This is a genomic window from Novosphingobium sp. (genome assembly GCF_032093395.1).
In the GTDB taxonomy this organism is placed as follows: Bacteria; Pseudomonadota; Alphaproteobacteria; order Sphingomonadales; family Sphingomonadaceae; genus Novosphingobium.
On the sequence record NZ_DAMDBA010000045.1, the window covers coordinates 9192 to 28041 of the forward strand.

The window sequence follows — 18850 nt, forward strand, 5'->3', positions numbered from 1 at the left end:
GCGCTCGCCCGCGACTTCGGCCTGTCGCCTGCCCGTATCGCGATCACCGGCCTCAACCCGCATGCCGGAGAAGACGGCCGCATGGGCCGCGAGGAGATAGAGGTCATCGTGCCCGCCATAGACGCCCTCGTCGCCGAGGGTCTTGCCGTGACCGGCCCGCACCCCGCCGACGCCCTTTTCGCGGCCCACGAGCGGCACAAATTCGACGTGGCGCTCTGCATGTATCACGACCAGGCGCTCGTTCCCATCAAGACGCTCGATTTCGATGCCGGCGTCAACGTCACGCTCGGCCTGCCGATCGTGCGCACCTCGCCCGATCACGGCACCGCTTTCGGCATAGCCGGCAAGAACCTCGCCAGCGCGGGCGCGACGATCGCGGCTCTTCGCATGGCGGGACAATGCGCGGGCCGCAGGCTTTTGCAGGAGAATGCGGCATGAGCGTCACTTTGCCTCCTCTTCGCGAAATCATCGCCCGTCACGGCCTCTCGGCCTCGAAGGCGCTGGGCCAGAACTTCCTGTTCGACGAGCATTTGCTGGATCGCATCGCCGCGATTCCAGGCGAGCTTGAAGGCCGTCAGGTGCTGGAAGTCGGGCCCGGCCCCGGCGGCCTCACCCGCGCCCTGCTGCGCGCAGGCGCCACGGTGACCGCCATCGAGATGGACCGCCGCTGCCTGCCCGCTCTTGCAGAACTCGAAGCGGCCTTTCCCGGCAAGCTCAAGGTCATCGAAGGCGATGCGATGAAGATCGCACCCGCCGACTTGTTCGACGGTCCTTACGCCATCGTTGCCAATCTGCCCTACAATGTCGGGACGGCGCTGTTCACCGGCTGGCTTTCGAGCGAGGCATGGCCGCCGCAATGGTCTTCGCTGACCCTGATGTTCCAGGAGGAAGTGGCGCGCCGCATCGTCGCCGAGCCTGACACCTCGGCCTATGGCCGGCTCGCCGTGTTGGCGCAGTGGCGCTCTAAATCGAAGCTGGCGATGAAAGTTCATCGCAGCGCCTTCACGCCGCCGCCCAAGGTCATGTCGGCCATCGTCCATGTCGTGCCCGGCGAGGCACCGGAAGGCGTGTCGATGCGGGTGCTGGAGCGCGTGACGGAAGCTGCCTTCGGCCAACGCCGCAAGATGCTGCGGCAGAGCCTCAAGGGCGTTCCGGGCGCGCTGGCCGCGCTGGAAAGGCTGGAAATCGATCCTCAGCGCCGCGCTGAAACGCTGTCTGTAGCGGAATTCGTCGATATCGCGCGAGAACTGACCCGGGCCTGAGCTGCCAGAGCGGCTTTACTGATTGGGTGCCCTACTGCTCGGGTGATTGGGAGGTGGAAGCCTGCCGATCGTCCAGATCGCCGGCGCCAAGGTCGGGCTTGGCGAGCTGCGAAGCGACCCAGAAAGCCACCGCCACGCCAAGCGCCATCAGCGCAAGCTGGATCACGCGCGCTGCGATCGGACCATCGGAAGCGAGCATGGCCGCCACCCCACGATCGCGTGGGAAGCGCATGGCCTCAACGGCCAAGGCAACCGGCAGCGGATCCTGATCGGACTTCCCCGCGCCTGCGGCATCGCGGGAGGCACGCCGGGCATCCAGACGTACCACGCGCGCGTGCTCGTTCGACTCTGCGGTATCATCGCCAACCGAATCTCCGTTCGACGGAGTTCCGGGCAAATCGTGCCCCAGGGCACGGTCAACATTCTGTCTCTTCAACGCCGGGCCCCCCTAGCGAACAATCCTTTGAATAGTGCTTTGGGGGCGATAGATCAAATTAAAGTTAATACGAGAGTCAGGCTTCGGCGAAATTTCCGGCCAGGGCCAGATCTTCCTTTTTCCGCCGGCGCCACGCGTGGAGCAGCGGCTCGGTGTAGCCGTTCGGTTGGTCCACACCTTTGAAAACCAGATCGCAGGCAGCACGGAACGCAAACGAGGTGTCCCAGTTGCCCGCCATCGGTTCGTAGAGCGGATCCCCCGCGTTCTGCGCATCCACCTTGGCCGCCATGCGTCGCAACGCATCCATGACCTGATCTTCCGAACAGACGCCGTGCAACAGCCAGTTGGCCATATGCTGGCTGGAAATGCGCAATGTCGCGCGATCTTCCATCAGGCCGACATCCTCGATATCCGGAACCTTCGAACATCCGACGCCCTGATCGATCCAGCGAACCACGTAGCCCAGCAGGCCCTGCGCATTGTTGTCGAGTTCGTCCCGAATCTCTTCCTCGGACCAGTTGGTCCCGTCCGCCAGCGGCACTTGAAGGAGCAGGTCGAGGCCCGGAACGTCGGCGCCCTTCATCTCTTCGCGCAGCCCGAAAACGTCGACTTCGTGGTAGTGCATGGCATGGAGCGTGGCGGCGGTAGGAGAAGGCACCCAGGCAGTGTTGGCCCCGGTGCGCGGATGCCCGATCTTCTGCTCCAGCATGTCGCGCATCCGATCGGGCGCGGCCCACATGCCCTTACCGATCTGCGCGACACCCGATAGGCCGTGACGAAGGCCGATGGCGACGTTGCGCGTCTCGTAGGCAGCGATCCAGGAAGATCCCTTGATCGCATTCTTGCGGATGATCGGCCCCGCCCGCATCGACGTATGGATTTCGTCTCCAGTACGATCGAGAAAGCCCGTGTTGATGAAGACGATCCGGTCCTTCACCGCATGGATGCAGGCCGCCAGATTGGCCGACGTGCGCCGCTCCTCGTCCATGACGCCGACCTTGATCGTATGGCGCGGCAGTCCTAGCAGATCTTCCACTGCATCGAACAGGTCGTTGGTGAAGGCGCACTCCTCCGGACCATGCATCTTGGGCTTGACGATATAGATCGCCCCCTCCCGGCTGTTTCCAAAGCGGGTAAGCCCTTCGACATCCTGGGCCGAGATGGCGCTGGTCAGGACGGCATCCATGATCCCCTCGGGAATTTCCGCTCCATCGGCCTGCAAGATGGCCGGATTGGTCATCAGATGGCCAACGTTGCGGACGAACAGCAGGCTTCTTCCAGAAAGTGAAATGATGTCACCGGATGGCGTTGAAACCGTCTTGTCGGGCGCGAGTTGCCGGGTCTGCGTGCGGCCGCCCTTCTGGAACGTATCGGTCAGGTCACCACGAATGACGCCAAGCCAGTTGGCATAGGCGGCCAACTTGTCCTGCGCATCGACGGCGGCAACTGAATCCTCCAAGTCGACGATCGTCGTCAACGCCGCTTCCAGGACGATATCGGCGATCCCGATCCGGTCCGATCGCCCAACGTCGCTGGAAGGATCGATGACGATTTCGATCGCCAAACCGTTGGAACGGTAAAGCTTTCCGCCCTGCGTTTCACCCAGGTATTGCCCCGGATCGCGCAGATCGACATCCAGACTTTCGAGGTCGGCCCAACTGCCCGTGGCCAGCGGCAGCGCCTTGTCGAGGAAACGACGCCCCTCGGCGATCACCGCCGCCCCGCGCGCGGGATCGTACCCTTTCCTGGTGGCCGGCTCGGCATCAAGGGCGTCTGTGCCGTAGAGGGCATCGTAAAGGCTGCCCCAGCGCGCATTGGCGGCGTTGAGCAGGAAACGGGCGTTGAGCGCCGGAACGACCAGTTGCGGGCCGGCCATCGTTGCGATCTCGGCATCGACGCCCTGCGTTGTGATTGTGAATTCGCCGGGTTCCGGCAGGAGATAGCCGATCTCCCGCAGGAACTGCTGGTACTCGTGCTGGTCGATGGCTTTTCCGGCCCGTTGCAGATGCCAGGAATCGATGAGGGCCTGCAATGCATCGCGCCGTTCAAGCAAGGCACGATTGCGCGGCGCCAGTTCCGTCAGCAAAGAGGAAAATCCGCTCCAGAAGCCCGCTGCATCCCGACCGATCGGCGGCAGCACCTGCTCTTCGACGAATCGCGCCAAGGCGGCATCGACCCGCAGGCCGGAACGTTCAACTCTGTCCGTCATGTTCCCTCGCAATCCATGCGCGCAAGCGCCATGCGGCACGTGCTGCGTCAGTGACATCTGTTCAAGATTGTCCTGGGGAGGAACCCGCCCGCTATGCCTCATACCGGCCAGCGAGGCAAACCGGAAAATCACCCCACTCCCGCCATACTGCGGCGCCTCATCCGTCTTCGTCCCAAAGTGGCACCAGGTTGGACCAGCTTATACCTTGCCTCCGAAGGGCTTACAGAGAAAACTGTCTGGACGCTTGAAGGGACAAGCAGCGCCAAGTGCGCTTGTCGGCCTGAGGAAACAAGCCAGTCAAGGGAACAGGCGGATCGTCCGAATGTTGCCTACAGGCAATGGCAAGCGCGGTGGAAGGATGGAAATGTTTCGCAGGATCAGCCGCCTTTTCGTGATCAAGACCCGCTGGGAAGCATTCATGATCATCTACGCATTGGCGCTCGGAGCGGTGGAACGTGGCAGCGCTTACCTCACGCGTTTCCCTGGCTGGGGCGGAAAACTGCTGTTCCTTGCCTGCACCGGCGCGGTGTTCATGGCGGGCGCGAAAATCCTGGACTGCCTCAAGTTCGAACAGGCGCAGCAACAAGCCCTGGCGCAGGAGGCAAAAACCTCGTCCGAAACCGAGCAACTGGTATAGCTGCTCACGGCGGGAAGGCGGCGCGTGGCCCCGAACGGGGAGAACCCGTGAAAACCGCTGCAAGGATGAAGGAAGGTGGGGTGTTTCTGTTGCAAGGTACACCCCGGACCCCTGGAATCCCTTCTGTTGCCCGGTGGGTCCAACCGCGCTTTAGCTTTGTAACGTCAGGCCGTTAGGCCCTAGAATTACGCGGCGAGAGCGAGTGCTTCGTTGTCGTTGGCACTTGTGAGTTTTGAGCCTTGAACGGGTTACTCAGCCCGAATGAAAACACCGCTTTTCAACACACGTCGATCCTAGTTCGGCCCCGTCATCACCCCTGCGACAACAGGGTTGCCAACCTGAAGGTTGGACGGGTGATGGTGGAGCCGCCGGGTACCGCCCCCGGGTCCGCTGTGCCTATTGTACGGCGCAGTTTATCATCATAGCCGGTCGAAACCGGCAGGACCCTATATAGGGTCGCGCGCGGAAATGAAAAGGGGCGGGATGTCGCCCGCCCCTTCCCTAGGACATATCGTTGTGGAAATTCAGCGCTGCTTGAGCGTGTCCCGGATTTCCGCGAGCAGCTCAACTTCGGTGGGCCCCGTCGGCTTGGCGGGCTCGTCCTTCTTGGGCAGCAGGCGGTTGGCCTGGCGCACGATCAGGAAGATCACGAAGGCGAGAATGAGGAAGTTGATGATCGCGGTGAGAAAAGCGCCATAGCCAAACATGGCGACGCCTGCCGTCTTGAGCCCGGCATAGGTCATTGGCCCGGTATAGCCCGCCGGAATCGAACCCAGCACGACGAACTTGTTGCTGAAGTCGATACCGCCGGTGACAAGGCCGATGAAAGGCATGATGACATCGTCGGTCAACGACGCCACGATCTTGCCGAAGGCGGCGCCGATGATCACACCAACGGCAAGGTCGAGCACGTTGCCGCGTGCGATGAAAGTCTTGAATTCCTGAAGCATGAATCGTTTCCCTCGATCCTGTGCGGTGCATGACCGACACGGATTGCCTGCCACATCAAGTTGTAGCTAACAATCGGTTGCGCCAAGAAGTTTCACGATGCGACTGTCCTTGAACCGGAACGGGCGACTGCTATCTATTCGCTCAACAGGCGCGGCCACCGCTGCGCCGATCAGGAGGATCACGCATGAGCCTTTCGAACCTGGCCCGCAAGAGCCGCGCCGTGCTCGCCCTCGCGGCGGCATTGTCGCTCGCGGCCTGCGGCTTCAACTCGGTTCCGACCAAGCAGGAAGCCGCCAAGGCCAAGTGGGCCGACGTTCAGGCCGCCTTCCAGGAACGCGCGAACCTGGTGCCCAACCTGGCCGCCGTGGCCAAGGGCGCAGCGACGCAAGAGAAGGAAATCCTCACCGGCGTGGTGGAGGCACGGGCCAAGGCAACCAGCGTGCAGATCAATGCGGAAGATCTCAACGATCCCGCCAAGATGCAGCAGTTCCAGGCCGCGCAATCGCAGTTCGGCCAAAGCCTGTCGCGCCTTCTCGTCAGCGTTGAGCAATACCCCGATCTCAAGTCGATCGTGAACTACCAGATGCTCCAGACCCAGATCGAAGGTCAGGAAAACCGCATCCGCATTGCCGTACGAGATTACAATGCCGCGGTGCAGGACTTCAACACCGAAGTCCGCACTTTCCCGACGATGATCGGCGCGAAGCTGCGCGGCGCGGACCCGCTGGTGCCCTATCAGGCAGCGACGCCGGGCGCGGACGTGGCGCCTAGCCTCGAAGGCAAGATCTGATCCTGTGAGCTATCTGCGGGCCGTTCTCGCGGCCGTCCTGCTGGTTTTCGGTACGCTGCTGGCCCAGCAGGCAGTGGCCGAACCCGCCTTTCCCAAGCTGACCGGGCGCGTCGTCGATGACGCCAAGATCATCCCGGACGATGTCAAAGCCCAGCTCACGCAGAAGCTGGATGCGCTGGAGAAGAACTCCGGCCGTCAGCTTGTCGTCGTCACTCTGCCAAGCCTGCAGGGCTACGAGATCTCGGACTACGGCTACCAGCTCGGCCGCGCCTGGGGGATCGGGGAAAAGGACAAGAACAGCGGCGCCCTGCTGATCGTCGCGCCAAACGAGCGTAAGGTTCGGATCGAGGTTGGCTACGGCCTTGAACCGATCGTGACCGATGGTCTGTCGTTCCTGATCGTCAACAACGATATCCTGCCGCGCTTCAAGGAAAACGACTATCCGGGTGGCATTGAGGCGGGTGTCGATGCACTCGTAAAGCAGCTTACCCTGCCGCCCGACCAGGCACGCAAGGTGGCGGCCGATGCCGACGCATCGCGCAAACAGGGTGGCGGCGGGTTCCCGATCGGAACGATCGTCTTCATCCTCATCATCATCTTCTTTGTCGTCATGCCGATGATAAACGAGGCGCGCGGCGGCGGACGTCGCCGGGGCGGCTTTGGCGGCCCCATCATCTGGATGCCGGGTAGCTTCGGCGGCGACGATGACGACCACTGGGGCGGCGGAGGCTTCGGTGGCGGCGGGGGTTTTTCCGGCGGCGGCGGCAGTTTCGGCGGCGGCGGTGCGAGCGGTAGCTGGTAGGGGACGGACGATGCCATCACCCATTTATCTCTCGGCCGAGGACCACGCGCGCATCAGCGCGGCGGTCGGCGAAGCCGAGATGCACAGCGCCGGTGAAATCGTCACGGTGCTGGCCGATCGATCGGACGGATACACCGACGTGGCACTGGCGTGGTCGGCCATCGTGGCTTTCCTCGCCCTGGCCGCGCTGGTGATAGCGCCCGACTTCTACATGGACCTCTACGACAGCCTGCTGGCGGATTGGGGCCATGAATGGACTCCAAGCATGATCATCGGCCTGGCGGCCGGGGTGGCGGCCGTGAAATTCGGCGCGATGTTGCTCTTGCAGCTCTGGCTGCCCCTCAAGTTCTGGCTGATCCCGCCCCGGATCAAGACGATGCGGGTCCATGCCCACGCCGTTCGCGCTTTCCGCGTCGGCGCCGAGCAGCGCACCACCGGCCGAACAGGCGTGCTCATCTATCTTTCGATGCGAGAGCATCGCGCCGAGATCGTGGCCGATCGCGCCATTGCCGAAAAGGTCGACCCGGACGTCTGGGGCCAGGCCATGTCAGCCATGCTGGCCCACGTCGGCCAGGGGCGAGTCTGTGACGGCATGATCGTCGCGGTGGGCAAGGTCGGCGCGATCCTTTCCGAGCATTTTCCTCGCGCCGAAAACGATGTGAACGAACTTCCCGACAGGCTGATCGAACTATGAGCGCCGATATTATACTCCCTCCCGACGCCGAGGCGCCCGAGGAAGTCATGTGGCAAGGCCGATTCATCACCGCGCGCAAGCGGGGACGATGGGAATATGTCGGCCGCGCGCGCGGTATTCGCGCCGCCGTGATACTGGCGGTCGATCCCGAAAACCACGTCATCCTCGTGGACCAGTATCGCGTCCCGCTTGGCAAGCGCTGCATCGAGCTGCCTGCCGGGCTCGTCGGCGACCATGACGACTTCGCCGATGAGGATGCCAGCGTTGCTGCCGCGCGGGAACTGGAAGAGGAGACCGGCTATCGTGCCGGCCGCATCGAGAACATGGGCGAGTTCCACTCTTCGCCCGGCATGGTCAGTGAGAGCTTCACACTGTTCCGTGCGCACGATCTGGAGAAAGTGGGCGAAGGCGGCGGTGTGGACAGCGAGGATATCGTGGTTCACCGCGTACCGCTGACCGAGATCGAGCAGGCGATCACCGAATGGCGCAAGGCAGGCTATGCGATGGACGTGAAGCTCCTGCTGCTGCTGGGTGCACGATTGCTGGGCTGAACGTGCGGACCAGCTTCGGGATCTGCCAGCGCAAACGGCGCTATGCCGACGAGACGGAGGCGTTGGAAGCAGCGGCGAAAGCTACGGTTTCCTTGCGTCCCTATCGCTGCGCGCTGTGCAGGCAGTACCATCTGACCAGTCGGACCAAGGGGATGAAGGTTCCGCGGTTCGTGCTGGCAAGACAGAAACAGCGGGAAGCCTAGCGCCCCGCCCTGCTCCAATCGCTTTCGGCTTCAAAGCGTCGTGAAGATCGCCCCGAAGTCCTTTCCGCCGTTGCCCGCCTCCACGAAAGCCTCATAGATTTTCATCGCATGTTCGCCCATCGGCACTGTTGCGCCGGAAGTTTCCGCGCCGGCCATGGCCAGTCGCAAATCCTTCAGCATCAGCGCCGAGGCGAACCCGCCGGCATAGCCGTTATCTGCCGGGCTGGCCGCACCGACGCCGGGCATCGGCGTATAATCGTTGAGGGACCAGCAGTAGCCGGTGGCCTTGGAGCTGATCTCATAGAAGGTCTGCGGGTCAAGCCCGGCCTTCTGCGCCAGGGCCAGTGCCTCGCAAGTGCCGATCATGTGGACTGCCAGCAGCATATTGTTGCACATCTTGGCAACCTGCCCTGCCCCCGTCTCGCCGGCGTGGATAACCGCCTTGGCCATAGGTTCGAGCACCGGCTGCGCACGCTGGAAGACCGCTTCACTTCCTCCGACCATGAACGTTAGGGTTCCACCATTCGCCGCCGCGATCCCGCCTGAAACGGGCGCGTCGGCCATTTCGTAGCCTGCGTCCTGTGCAAGGGCGACCACCTGGCGCGCAGTCTCCAGGTCGATGGTGGAGCAATCAAGGAACAGCGCGCCCGCCGGGGCATGGCCGAAGACCTCACCCGAATAGACCGAACGAACGATCGCGCCGTTCGGCAGCATGGTGACGACCGCATCCACACCCTGGACCGCTTCGGACACCGTGCCGAACGTCGTGCACCCCTGCTCGGCAGCCTTGGCGACGGCTTCGGCGGAAAGGTCGTAGGCGCGGACCTGATGCCCTGCCTTGACGAGATTGGCAGCCATTCCGCCGCCCATGTTGCCGAGGCCGATGAAAGCGATTTTCATGACGTTCTCCACTCTCCCATGCAGACGTGACCCGTGATCCCCGCGCGAAGCGGGATCACGGGCACTCTCACTTGCCCTTCCAGACCCCCGGCCGCTTCTCGACGAAGGCCGCCATGCCTTCGGCCTTGTCCTCGGTCGCCGTCAGCACCTGGAACATGCGGCGCTCCATGATGAGGCCCGTATCCAGAGTGGTTTCGAAGGCCAGATTGACCATTTCCTTGTTCATCATTGCGGCAAGCGGCGGCATTCCCGCGATAGCCTCGGCCGCCTTGAGGGCTTCGTCGAGAAGCTGGTCCAGTGGCACTATGCGGCTGACAAGGCCCGAACGCTCGGCTTCGGCCGCGTCCATCATCCGGCCGGTCAGGCACATGTCCATGGCCTTGGCCTTGCCCACCGCGCGGGCAAGGCGCTGCGACCCGCCCATGCCGGGAGCGACACCCAGCTTGATCTCGGGCTGGCCGAACCTGGCGTTCTCGGACGCGATGATGAAGTCCGCCATCATCGCCAGTTCGCAGCCGCCGCCGAGCGCGAAACCGTTCACGGCGGCGATCCAGGGCTTGCGCGTGGTCTTGACGATCTGGCTGGTCCAGCCCGCGAAGAAATCCTGCGCGTAGAACTCGGCGCCTGCCTTATCGACCATTTCCTTGATGTCGGCGCCTGCCGCAAAAGCCTTTTCGCCCGAGCCGGTGATCACGGCGCAACCTTGCGATGCGTCGGCTTCGAAAGCGGCGAAGGCCTGGATCAGGTCTTCGAGAACCTTCGAGTTCAGCGCATTGAGTGCCTGCGGCCGATTGAGCGTGATGAGCGTGACTTTGCCCTTCTTCTCGACCAGGATTGTCTCATAGCTCATCGCGGGTTCCTTTGGATATTGGCTTGGCAGGTCTCGGCTTGCCAATTGCCTTCGATGTTGGCGATCAGCGCGGCGAGATGCGCCGGACTGGCATGTTCGTGAGCTTCCTCGGCAGAGGTCGGCGTGTTGTCGTAGGGAATCGGCTCGTCGAACTGGTCAGTGGCGAGATCCCAGAAGCGACCCTCGATCCGGTTGTAGAAGTGCGTGCCGCCCTTCGTCACCGTCTTGACGATGTCCCCGCCGAAATAGTGCTGCACCGCCAGTGCCGTTACCGCGCATTGATTGCGGCATGGGTTGGCAGGATCGAAGCTGTCGGGAATGGTATCCGGGGCCCAGGATTTCTTGACAAGGTGATAGAACTCGATCGGATCTGCGAAGGTCAAGAAGGCCTCCATTCCCGCTCTGGCCCAAGGGGTTCGAAAATGGCGTCCAGCATGGCCGATGTCACTTGGTCAGGAGATGGCGGGTTCCATCGCGGCGCATGGTCCTTGTCGACGATCACGGCTCGAACGCCTTCGGCGAAGTCCGGCAGGACCAGCACGCGACTGCCGATTCGGTATTCCATCGCCATGTTCTGCGCGAACGTGTCCAGAGTTAGCGAGGTCTCGAGTTGGCGCAGCGCCACCTTGCAGGCCTGAGGACTCTTGGTGCGCAAGGTGGCCAGTTCGCGGGCCGCCCATTCACTGTCGTCGCTTTCCAGCGAAGCCAGTATCTGTTCCAGCGTATCGAAAGCGAAATGCTTGCGGATCTGCCCCGCGTGAGCGGCAATCTTCGGTTCGGGCGACTTGACAGAAAGCGCCCCCAGCACGCCGCCGATCTCGTGCCCGGCGGCGATGCGGCGCTTGGCTTCGGGCAGCGCGTCACTCGGCAGGTAATGCGTGGCCAGCCCTGCCCATAGGCACTCGGCGCCATCGAGCCGTGCCCCGGTGAGCGCAAGGTAATGGCCCAGCCTGCCGTCCAGGCGCGAAAGGTACCAGCCGCCGCCGACATCGGGAAACAGGCCGATGCCGGTTTCAGGCATGGCGAAGCGCGTGTGTTCGGTCGCCACGCGATACTGTGCCGGCTGCGAGATGCCGACGCCGCCCCCCATCGTGATACCGTCCATGAAGGCGACCACGGGCTTGCCGTAAGTGAAAAGCTGATGGTTGAGCCGGTACTCGGCGAGGAAGAACTTTCGCCCTTCCTCCCCGTGGTCCTCCAGTGCGGAACGGCGCAGCAGGTTGATGTCCCCGCCCGAGCAGAACCCGCGCCCTTCGCTATGCTCGATCATCACGGCCCTCACGCCGTCTTCACCGCTCCACTCGGACAGCAATGCGCTCATCGATTCGCACATGCCGAGCGTCAGCGCGTGGATCGCCTTGGGGCGATTGAGCGAGATCACCCCCGCCACGCCTTCACGGCGATCGAGGATTTCCGCAGCCTGGGCGTCGATGGGCAAGGTATCGGTGGTCATTCGCTCTGCCCCTTACTTGAGGAGGTCGCGGCCGATGATCATGCGCATGACCTCGTTGGTGCCTTCGAGGATACGATGGACGCGAAGGTCGCGCCAGAACCGCTCGATGGGATAGTCGCGAAGATAGCCGTATCCGCCGAACAATTGCAGCGCCCGATCGACCACCGAGGATCCGGTGTCACTGGCCATCATCTTGGCCATCGCGGCAAACCGCGTCTTGTCCGGCGCGCCGGCCGTGACCTTGGCGGCGGCGAGATAGAGCAGCGCGCGAGCGGCCTCCAGTTCGGCAGCCATGTCGGCAAGACGGAACTGGGTGTTCTGGAATTCGGCGATCGGCTGATCGAACTGCTTGCGATCCTTCACATACTGCACCGCCTCGTCGAGGCAGCGCTGCGCGCCGCCAAGCGAGCAGGCCCCGATGTTGAGACGTCCACCGTCAAGACCGGCCATGGCGAACTTGAAACCGTCGCCTTCGGCACCGACGCGGTTCTCCACCGGGATCCGGGCGTCCTCGAAGATCACCTGCGCGGTGGGCGAGGCATTCCAGCCGAGCTTCTTCTCCGGCGCGCCGAAGCTGACGCCGGGCGTGTCCTTGTCGACCACGAAGCAGGAAATCCCGCGCGACTTGTGCTCGCCGGTGCGGGCCATAACGACATAGACGTCGTTGTACCCCCCGCCCGAGATGAACTGCTTGGTGCCATTGAGAACGTAGTGATCGCCATCAAGCCGAGCGGTAGTCTTGAGCGCCGCCGCGTCCGAGCCGGAACCCGGTTCGGTGAGGCAGTAGGAGCCGATCTTCTCCATCGCCACCAGATCGGGAAGATAGCGGTCCTTGAGCTGCCGATCACCGAACCTGTCGATCATCCACGCGACCATGTTGTGGATCGAGATATAGGCGCTGGTTGCCGGGCAGCCGTAGGACATGGCCTCCATGATCAGCGCCGCATCGAGGCGGCCGAGGCCGATACCGCCGCTTTCCTCCGAAACGTAGATCGCGCCGAAGCCCAGCTCTCCGGCGGCTTTCCAGACCTCGACCGGATAGTGGTGCTTCTCGTCCCACTCGGCCGCGAAGGGCGTGATACGATCGGCGGTGAACTTGCGCGCGGTCTCCTGGATCGCAAGCTGGTCCTCCGTCAGGCCAAATTGCCCCGTTTCAAACTGTTGGCTCATCTCGGTCCCTGTCAGGCCCTTAGGGGCATTTGGTGTATGTCAGCGTGCCGGGCATGGCATCCGGCCCGGTATCCTTGCGGATCAATGTCTTACCGTCGTCAGGAGAGGAGAGCGAAACGTCAAGCTTCCAGCTCTGGCCTTCCCCGGTAAAGGCGAATTCGCCGTCGAGAGCGGTGGGAGAGCCGGACCTGATCGTGCCGAGCTTTGCCACCGATTCGTAGAACTTCAGCGTATCGGCATCGATCGTGACCAAGCCCTTGGCATCGCCCATAGTGCTGGTGCAATCGGCATCGACAAGACCCCACCTGCCTTGCAGGGCCCTTGGGATCGCCGTCGGAACAGCCGCCGGCTCGCTGGCGGGCATCGTTGCCGTTTCCGGCGATGAGACGTTCGGCAAGCCGCTCGCCGTTTCCGTGGCGACAGGCTCGGCCGGCTTTTTCGAACAGCCGGCCAGACCCAGCGCGAGCATCGACATGACCAGGGCGGGGGTGAATGCACTGCCGATCTTCATCATCAGGCGTCCTTTCCTTTCAGCGGGCGTTCCCGAGAGAACACCCGCCTTGCATAACCTGTTCCGAGCGATACCGCGATGGGCCCTGCTGGTCTGCCGTGCTGGCCTGCCCCGCTGTTCCAGCGCCCCCGTTCCGCCCCGTCAGCCCATCGTCGGAATGATGAAGGCGCTGTCTCCCGCACCGCCATCAGGCCAGCGCTGGGTGACGGTCTTCACCTTGGTCCAGAAGCGCACGCCTTCCATGCCGTACTGGTTGTGATCGCCGAAGGCCGAACGCTTCCAGCCGCCGAAGCTGTGATAGGCGACCGGCACCGGGATCGGCACGTTGACGCCCACCATGCCCACTTGCACGCGGTTCACGAATTCGCGCGCGGCATGTCCATTGCGCGTGAAGATGGCGACACCGTTGCCGTACTGGTGCTTCGTGGGAAGCTCCACCGCTTCCTCGAAGCTCTTGGCGCGGACGATCTGGAGGACGGGGCCGAAGATTTCCTCCTTGTAGGCGCTCATTTCCGGCGTCACATGATCGAACAGCGACGGGCCTACGAAGAAGCCTTCCTCATACCCCTGGAGCGCGAAGCCGCGACCGTCGACGACCAGCTCCGCGCCTTCGTCGACGCCGGTCTGGATCCAGTTCTCGATCTTCTGCTTGTGCACGGCGGTGACGACCGGTCCATACTGCGCCTCGGGATCGTTCGACACGCCGACCTTCAGCTTGTCGATCGCGGCGATCAGCTTTTCACGCAGGATGTCGGCAGTCTCGTCACCCACCGGCACGGCGACCGGCAGCGCCATGCAGCGCTCGCCCGCCGAGCCATAGGCCGCGCCCATGATGTCGTTGACGGCCTGGTCCATATCCGCATCGGGCATGACGATGGCATGGTTCTTCGCCCCGCCCATCGCCTGCACCCGCTTGCCGGCGGCAACGCCGCGCGAATAGACGTAGTGCGCGATATCGGACGAGCCCACGAAGCTGACGGCGGCAATGCCCGGATGGTCGAGGATCGCGTCCACCATCACCTTGTCGCCATGGACCACCTGCAGCACGCCTTCGGGTGCGCCCGCTTCCAGGAACAGTTCGGCAAGGCGGTTGGGCACGGAAGGATCGCGCTCGGAAGGCTTGAGGATGAAAGTATTCCCCACCGCAACGGCAGGCGCGAACATCCACATCGGGATCATCGCCGGGAAATTGAACGGCGTGATGCCCGCTCCCACGCCAAGCGGCGCGCGCAACGAATAGACGTCGATACCCGGTCCGGCGCCCTGGGTATATTCACCCTTGAGCATATGCGGGATGCCGCAGCAGAACTCAACGACCTCAAGCCCGCGCTGGATGTCGCCCTTGGCATCGTCCACCACTTTGCCATGCTCGCTCGCCAGCAGTTCGGCGAGGCTCTGCATGTTCTGCTCGATCAGTTCCTTGAACTTGAACAGCACACGGGCGCGGCGCTGCGGGTTCATCGCCGCCCACTTGGGCTGCGCCGCCTGCGCCGTCGCCACCGCGCGGTCGAGCAGCGCCGCGTCGCCCAGCGGAACCTGCGCCTGCACCGCGCCGGTGCTGGGGTTGAAAACATCGCCGAGACGCGCGGCCGAACCGCCGCTTCCACCGACAACGAAGTGGTCAATCAGGCGCATTCCTCATCCTTTCGCAATATATTCGGCAAGCACTCCAGGTGCTCTTTCCACGGTAGGTGGTCCCGGTCCGATTTGCAGGCAAGCTGAAAATACGCCATCGATAACTGCACATCTGCAGCCTTCAGGACCACTTTCCGCCGTGACGATGCCCTCGATCGACTGGAGCGACTATCAGGCCTTCCTCGCCATCGCCCGGGCGGGGCAATTGGCGGGCGCTGCACGCGCGCTGGGCGTGGATCCCACGACCGTGGGCCGTCACCTGCGCCGCCTGGAGGCCTCGCTGGGCACCGCCCTCTTCGAGCAGACGCGCAGCGGGCAGGAGCTTACCGAGGCGGGCGAGGCCCTGCTCTCCTCCGTGGAAGCCATGGCAAGCGCGGCCGGGCGGATCACCGAGCAAACCGAAGGAAACGACGGGCTCTACGGTACCTTGCGGATCAGCACTTCGGAGGGGTTCGGGTGCTGGTTCCTCGCGCATCACCTGCCTCTGTTCCAGACCGCGCACCCTCGCCTCGCCATCGATCTCATCGCCAGCAGCGGCTTCCTCAGCCCCACCCGGCGCGAGGCGGATGTCGCCGTGATGCTCTCGCGGCCGCGCACCGGCCCGCTGGTGGCCCACAAGCTCTCCGACTACATGCTGCGGCTTTACGGCACGCAGGACTATCTGGAGCGGCACGGCACGCCCACGCGCCCAGCCGACCTGCTCGATGGTCACGCCCTCGTCGGCTACATACCCGACCAGATCTACTCGCCGGAACTGCGGTATCTGGACGAAATCCAGCCCGGTCTGAAAGCCGCGATCCGGTCTCCCAGCATCACCGCGCAGCACGGCCTGGTCGCCAGCGGCGGCGGGTTGGGCGTGCTGCCCTGCTTCATGGCCGAAACCGACCCCCGACTGGTTCCCGTGCTGCCCGAACGGCGCATCCGGCGCAGCTTCTGGTTCGTCACCCACCAGGACATACGCAAATTGCCGCGTGTCGTAGCTTTCCGCCAGTGGCTTGACGAAACGGTCGCGCGCATGGAGGGAATACTGAAACCCTGATGACTACCGACAGGATGAACCACCCAGTGACCACTACGACCATCGATCCGGCAGAATTCCGCAAGGTGCTGGGCAGCTACCCGACAGGCGTCTGCGTGATCACCGCCCTCGACGACGACGACCGGCCTGCGGGCATGGTGGTCGGCTCGTTCACCTCCGTCTCGCTCGATCCGCCGCTAGTTGGCTTCTTCCCCGATCGCAAGAGCACCTCCTGGCCGCTGATCGAGAAGGCCGGGCACTTCTGCGTGAACGTCATGGCAAGCGACCAGACGGAGGTCTGCCGCGCCGTCACGGCCAGGGGCGACCAGAAGTTCGTGGGAGTCGACTACATCGTCTCCGGCCACAACCTGCCGATCATCAAGGATTCCATCGCCGCCATCGAATGCCGCCTCTACTCTGCGACGGAAGCAGGCGACCACTGGTTCGTGCTGGGCGAGGTGCTGCAAATGGAAGTCGTTCGCGAGGACGATCCCATGCTGTTCCACAAAGGCCGCTACGGCGGTTTTGCCGAGCGGATGTAGCCTCGCTTCTTGACTCTCGCAGCGCGTGCTGTTCACCCGTTCAGCACAACAGCCATTGGCGAGAGGAAAATGTATGACACGTTCGCTTGAAGGCAAAGTCGCCGTCGTCACCGGTGGCGGCTCGGGCATCGGGCGCGGCATCGCCATCCGGCTTGCGGAGGACAAGGCCGCGATAGCCGTATGGGATCTCAACCCCGAAGGCGCGGCCGAAACCGTGCGCCTGATCGAAGCCGAAGGCGGCAGGGCCATCGCCGTCACTGTCGATTGTTCCGACAAGGCCGCGATCAAGGCTGCTGCCGACAAGACGCGCGACACGTTCGGTCCGATCGGGATCCTTGTGAACAACGCGGGAATCGCTCCCTTCACGCCCTTCCTCGACATCGAGGATGACGAGTTCGACAAGGTGATCCGCATCAATCTCAAGGGCCCCTGGCTGGTCACCAAGGAGATCGTGCCCGACATGCTGGCCGCGCAGTGGGGCCGGATCATCAACATCACCTCTTCGTCCACGCAATCGGGATCCTTCGCACAGAGCCATTATGTATCGTCGAAGGGCGGGCTGCTTGGCATGACCAAGGCGCTGGCGATGGAACTGGGCGGCACCGGCATAACCGCGAACATGATCCCGCCGGGCTCGATAGACACGCCGATGCTGCGCCAGGCGCCGATCGACGCCGAAGCCTATGGCAAGACGCTGCCGGTCAAGCGGCTGGGCCAGGTGGCGGACATCGCCGCCGCCGCCGCATTCCTCGCCTCCGAGGAAGCCAGCTACATGACGGGGCAGACGATCAGCACCAATGGCGGGCGCTACATGGGCTCGGCCTGATTTGTCAGTGCGTCACGCCGAGGGGCGCGCTAGCCTGCCCGGTATGACGCAGGACTTCATCATCGAGACGGTCGGCGCAAGCTTGACCGGTTCACAGCGGAAAGGCTCGGGAACGCCCCTCGTGCTGGTCCACGGCTTTGGCGGCTCCCGACATGATTGGGAGCCGGTCGAAGCCGCGCTGCCCGCCGACCTTACGCTGATCGCCTACGACCAGCGCGGCTTCGGAAACTCTTCGCATACCCCCGGCCAGCCCTATTCCCATGCCGAGGATCTGCTGGCCTTGCTCGACGGGCTGGAAATCGCGCAGGCGGACTTATGCGGCCTCTCGCTTGGTGGCGGCACCGTGCTCAATTTCGCCCTCGACCATCCGGAACGCGTGCGAAAGCTGGTGTTGGTGAGTCCGCTTATGGTCGGCTGGTCATGGAGCATGGACTGGGTCGAGCGCTGGAAGGCGATCGGACGTGCCGCGCGCACTGGCGACATCGCGGCCGCACGCAAGCTCTGGTGGAACCACCCCTTGTTCGAAAGTACGCGCGAGAGTTGTGGGGCAGCCAAGCTTCGGGCCGGGATCGAAGCCTTTCACGGCCGTCAATGGATAGAGGATGATCACCGCCCCGAACTTCCGGAAGTGGACCGCCTGGCCGATCTCGCCGTGCCGACGCTGCTCCTCACCGGCAGCCGCGACACCGAGGATTTCCGGCTTATGGCCGACCTGATCGATGCCGCAAGCGAGCATGTAACCAGGATCGATCATCAAGAGGTCGGCCACCTGCTCAATCTGGAAGTGCCGGCGCAAATCGCTCGCGAGATCGCCGCGTTCCTTGTGATAGGCCGCTAGGCAGGCTGCTCCATAGCTGCGAATGCTGCCGCCCGGGCTTCGAAAATCTGCTCCAGATGGTTTACCGGATCGCCCACGGTCACGCCGCCTTCCACGGGGATCACCGCGCCGGTCATGTGGCGCGAACGGTCGCTGGCCAGGAACAGGGCAACTTGCGCCACGTCCTCCGGCTCGCCCCGACGCTTGATCAGCTGGTTGGAGAGGTACACCGCATTGACCCCCTCCTCTATCCGGGAGGCCAGCTCGCTATCGGCCCCCTGCTCACCGAACGAAGACAATTCGGTGCGCACGTGGCCGGGCACGATGCAGTTCACCCGGATGCCGTGCCGCGCCAGATCGATGGCGGAGGACTTGGAGAACTGGATCAGCGCCGCCTTTGATGCGCGATAGGTCATCATCGCATGGCCCGCCAGCATTCCCGCAATCGAGGCGTTGTTGAGGATCACGCCGCCTTTTCCCGACTCCGCCATGATCCGCGCCGCATTGCGCGTGCCCAGCATGGGGCCGAGCACGTTGACGCGCATCACCCGGTCGAAATCCTCCAGCGTATCGTCCAGAAAACTGGGAAACGC

The 18850-nt window shown here is 63.5% G+C and carries 22 protein-coding genes and 1 other RNA gene; 11 read left to right on the forward strand and 12 right to left on the reverse strand.

The window, feature by feature from the left end; translation table 11 throughout:
* Positions 1 to 438: 4-hydroxythreonine-4-phosphate dehydrogenase PdxA (locus tag RT424_RS14960; RefSeq protein ID WP_313439857.1), on the forward strand; the 438-nt coding region annotated here is incomplete at its 5' end.
* Entirely contained in the window at positions 435 to 1262 is an 828-nt protein-coding gene (rsmA, locus tag RT424_RS14965; RefSeq protein WP_313439860.1) for a 16S rRNA (adenine(1518)-N(6)/adenine(1519)-N(6))-dimethyltransferase RsmA, read from the forward strand. The genes RT424_RS14960 and rsmA, both read left to right, overlap by 4 nt.
* 31 nt (positions 1263 to 1293) lie before the next feature.
* Here the strand turns inward: rsmA and RT424_RS14970 are convergent, their stop codons facing one another.
* On the reverse strand, positions 1294 to 1590 hold the full coding sequence (locus RT424_RS14970) for a hypothetical protein (protein WP_313439863.1): 297 nt from the start codon (positions 1588 to 1590) through the stop codon (positions 1294 to 1296).
* 184 nt (positions 1591 to 1774) lie between these two features.
* Complete coding sequence (locus RT424_RS14975; protein ID WP_313439866.1) at positions 1775 to 3907, reverse strand: malate synthase G; 2133 nt, start codon at positions 3905 to 3907, stop codon at positions 1775 to 1777.
* Positions 3908 to 4271: 364 nt separating this feature from the next.
* Here RT424_RS14975 and RT424_RS14980 point away from each other — a divergent pair, with 364 nt between their 5' ends.
* Positions 4272 to 4544, forward strand: coding sequence for a hypothetical protein (locus RT424_RS14980; protein ID WP_313439935.1), 273 nt, complete (start codon positions 4272 to 4274; stop codon positions 4542 to 4544).
* A 74-nt stretch (positions 4545 to 4618) separates the two neighbouring features.
* On the opposite strand, the gene ssrA is transcribed toward RT424_RS14980, so the two are convergent.
* Positions 4619 to 5023: a transfer-messenger RNA gene (ssrA, locus tag RT424_RS14985) on the reverse strand.
* 45 nt (positions 5024 to 5068) lie between these two features.
* Positions 5069 to 5494 (reverse strand): large conductance mechanosensitive channel protein MscL, encoded by a 426-nt coding sequence (mscL, locus tag RT424_RS14990; protein ID WP_313439868.1) that lies wholly within the window; start codon positions 5492 to 5494, stop codon positions 5069 to 5071.
* Positions 5495 to 5679: 185 nt separating this feature from the next.
* On the opposite strand from mscL, the gene RT424_RS14995 reads away from it, so the two are divergent.
* From RT424_RS14995 to RT424_RS15010, 4 genes are read left to right on the forward strand one after another with little or no spacing between them, the layout of a single operon-like run.
* Positions 5680 to 6285: a LemA family protein gene (locus RT424_RS14995; protein WP_313439871.1), complete on the forward strand. Its 606-nt coding sequence runs from the start codon at positions 5680 to 5682 to the stop codon at positions 6283 to 6285.
* A gap of 4 nt (positions 6286 to 6289) precedes the next feature.
* Positions 6290 to 7087, forward strand: coding sequence for a TPM domain-containing protein (locus RT424_RS15000; protein ID WP_313439874.1), 798 nt, complete (start codon positions 6290 to 6292; stop codon positions 7085 to 7087).
* 10 nt (positions 7088 to 7097) lie between these two features.
* On the forward strand, positions 7098 to 7781 hold the full coding sequence (locus tag RT424_RS15005) for a hypothetical protein (RefSeq protein WP_313439876.1): 684 nt from the start codon (positions 7098 to 7100) through the stop codon (positions 7779 to 7781).
* Positions 7778 to 8332 (forward strand): NUDIX hydrolase, encoded by a 555-nt coding sequence (locus RT424_RS15010; protein ID WP_313439879.1) that lies wholly within the window; start codon positions 7778 to 7780, stop codon positions 8330 to 8332. Before RT424_RS15005 ends, RT424_RS15010 begins: the two co-directional genes overlap by 4 nt.
* Before the next feature lie 233 nt (positions 8333 to 8565).
* Here the strand turns inward: RT424_RS15010 and mmsB are convergent, their stop codons facing one another.
* The 7 genes from mmsB to RT424_RS15045 all read right to left on the reverse strand — a co-directional run bounded on the left by mmsB (position 8566) and on the right by RT424_RS15045 (position 15054).
* A complete protein-coding gene (gene mmsB / locus RT424_RS15015) occupies positions 8566 to 9447 on the reverse strand; it encodes a 3-hydroxyisobutyrate dehydrogenase (protein WP_409521511.1) in 882 nt (293 codons plus the stop codon).
* A 55-nt stretch (positions 9448 to 9502) separates the two neighbouring features.
* Complete coding sequence (locus RT424_RS15020) at positions 9503 to 10285, reverse strand: enoyl-CoA hydratase-related protein (RefSeq protein WP_313439881.1); 783 nt, start codon at positions 10283 to 10285, stop codon at positions 9503 to 9505.
* Complete coding sequence (locus RT424_RS15025; protein ID WP_313439884.1) at positions 10282 to 10668, reverse strand: hypothetical protein; 387 nt, start codon at positions 10666 to 10668, stop codon at positions 10282 to 10284. The genes RT424_RS15020 and RT424_RS15025 overlap by 4 nt, the downstream gene beginning before the upstream one ends.
* A complete protein-coding gene (locus tag RT424_RS15030; protein WP_313439886.1) occupies positions 10665 to 11738 on the reverse strand; it encodes an enoyl-CoA hydratase/isomerase family protein in 1074 nt (357 codons plus the stop codon). Before RT424_RS15030 ends, RT424_RS15025 begins: the two co-directional genes overlap by 4 nt.
* 12 nt (positions 11739 to 11750) lie before the next feature.
* Positions 11751 to 12908 (reverse strand): acyl-CoA dehydrogenase family protein, encoded by a 1158-nt coding sequence (locus tag RT424_RS15035; protein ID WP_313439889.1) that lies wholly within the window; start codon positions 12906 to 12908, stop codon positions 11751 to 11753.
* Between the two features lie 19 nt (positions 12909 to 12927).
* Entirely contained in the window at positions 12928 to 13422 is a 495-nt protein-coding gene (locus tag RT424_RS15040) for a hypothetical protein (RefSeq protein WP_313439892.1), read from the reverse strand.
* 138 nt (positions 13423 to 13560) lie between these two features.
* Positions 13561 to 15054, reverse strand: a complete 1494-nt coding sequence (locus RT424_RS15045) for a CoA-acylating methylmalonate-semialdehyde dehydrogenase (protein ID WP_313439895.1) — start codon at positions 15052 to 15054, stop codon at positions 13561 to 13563.
* Between the two features lie 145 nt (positions 15055 to 15199).
* Here RT424_RS15045 and RT424_RS15050 point away from each other — a divergent pair, with 145 nt between their 5' ends.
* From RT424_RS15050 to RT424_RS15065, 4 genes are all read left to right on the forward strand, one after another.
* On the forward strand, positions 15200 to 16093 hold the full coding sequence (locus RT424_RS15050) for a LysR family transcriptional regulator (RefSeq protein ID WP_313439941.1): 894 nt from the start codon (positions 15200 to 15202) through the stop codon (positions 16091 to 16093).
* 26 nt (positions 16094 to 16119) lie between these two features.
* On the forward strand, positions 16120 to 16614 hold the full coding sequence (locus tag RT424_RS15055; protein ID WP_313439898.1) for a flavin reductase family protein: 495 nt from the start codon (positions 16120 to 16122) through the stop codon (positions 16612 to 16614).
* A 73-nt stretch (positions 16615 to 16687) separates the two neighbouring features.
* Positions 16688 to 17440, forward strand: coding sequence for a 3-oxoacyl-ACP reductase FabG (locus RT424_RS15060; RefSeq protein WP_313439901.1), 753 nt, complete (start codon positions 16688 to 16690; stop codon positions 17438 to 17440).
* Positions 17441 to 17483: 43 nt separating this feature from the next.
* Complete coding sequence (locus tag RT424_RS15065) at positions 17484 to 18278, forward strand: alpha/beta hydrolase (RefSeq protein WP_313439904.1); 795 nt, start codon at positions 17484 to 17486, stop codon at positions 18276 to 18278.
* Here RT424_RS15065 and RT424_RS15070 read toward each other — a convergent pair.
* On the reverse strand, positions 18275 to 18850 hold a 576-nt coding region (locus RT424_RS15070), incomplete at its 5' end, for an SDR family oxidoreductase (protein ID WP_313439907.1). The genes RT424_RS15065 and RT424_RS15070 overlap by 4 nt on opposite strands.

Excerpts from the sequence above, each read along its gene's own strand:
- rsmA (WP_313439860.1), top strand. The coding sequence starts at position 435 with ATGAGCGTCACTTTGCCTCCTCTTCGCGAAATCATCGCCCGTCACGGC.
- RT424_RS14975 (WP_313439866.1), bottom strand. The coding sequence starts at position 3,907 with ATGACGGACAGAGTTGAACGTTCCGGCCTGCGGGTCGATGCCGCCTTG.
- RT424_RS14980 (WP_313439935.1), top strand. The coding sequence starts at position 4,272 with ATGTTTCGCAGGATCAGCCGCCTTTTCGTGATCAAGACCCGCTGGGAA.
- mscL (WP_313439868.1), bottom strand. The coding sequence starts at position 5,494 with ATGCTTCAGGAATTCAAGACTTTCATCGCACGCGGCAACGTGCTCGAC.
- RT424_RS14995 (WP_313439871.1), top strand. The coding sequence starts at position 5,680 with ATGAGCCTTTCGAACCTGGCCCGCAAGAGCCGCGCCGTGCTCGCCCTC.
- RT424_RS15005 (WP_313439876.1), top strand. The coding sequence starts at position 7,098 with ATGCCATCACCCATTTATCTCTCGGCCGAGGACCACGCGCGCATCAGC.
- RT424_RS15010 (WP_313439879.1), top strand. The coding sequence starts at position 7,778 with ATGAGCGCCGATATTATACTCCCTCCCGACGCCGAGGCGCCCGAGGAA.
- RT424_RS15020 (WP_313439881.1), bottom strand. The coding sequence starts at position 10,285 with ATGAGCTATGAGACAATCCTGGTCGAGAAGAAGGGCAAAGTCACGCTC.
- RT424_RS15030 (WP_313439886.1), bottom strand. The coding sequence starts at position 11,738 with ATGACCACCGATACCTTGCCCATCGACGCCCAGGCTGCGGAAATCCTC.
- RT424_RS15035 (WP_313439889.1), bottom strand. The coding sequence starts at position 12,908 with ATGAGCCAACAGTTTGAAACGGGGCAATTTGGCCTGACGGAGGACCAG.
- RT424_RS15040 (WP_313439892.1), bottom strand. The coding sequence starts at position 13,422 with ATGATGAAGATCGGCAGTGCATTCACCCCCGCCCTGGTCATGTCGATG.
- RT424_RS15045 (WP_313439895.1), bottom strand. The coding sequence starts at position 15,054 with ATGCGCCTGATTGACCACTTCGTTGTCGGTGGAAGCGGCGGTTCGGCC.
- RT424_RS15050 (WP_313439941.1), top strand. The coding sequence starts at position 15,200 with ATGCCCTCGATCGACTGGAGCGACTATCAGGCCTTCCTCGCCATCGCC.
- RT424_RS15060 (WP_313439901.1), top strand. The coding sequence starts at position 16,688 with ATGACACGTTCGCTTGAAGGCAAAGTCGCCGTCGTCACCGGTGGCGGC.
- RT424_RS15065 (WP_313439904.1), top strand. The coding sequence starts at position 17,484 with ATGACGCAGGACTTCATCATCGAGACGGTCGGCGCAAGCTTGACCGGT.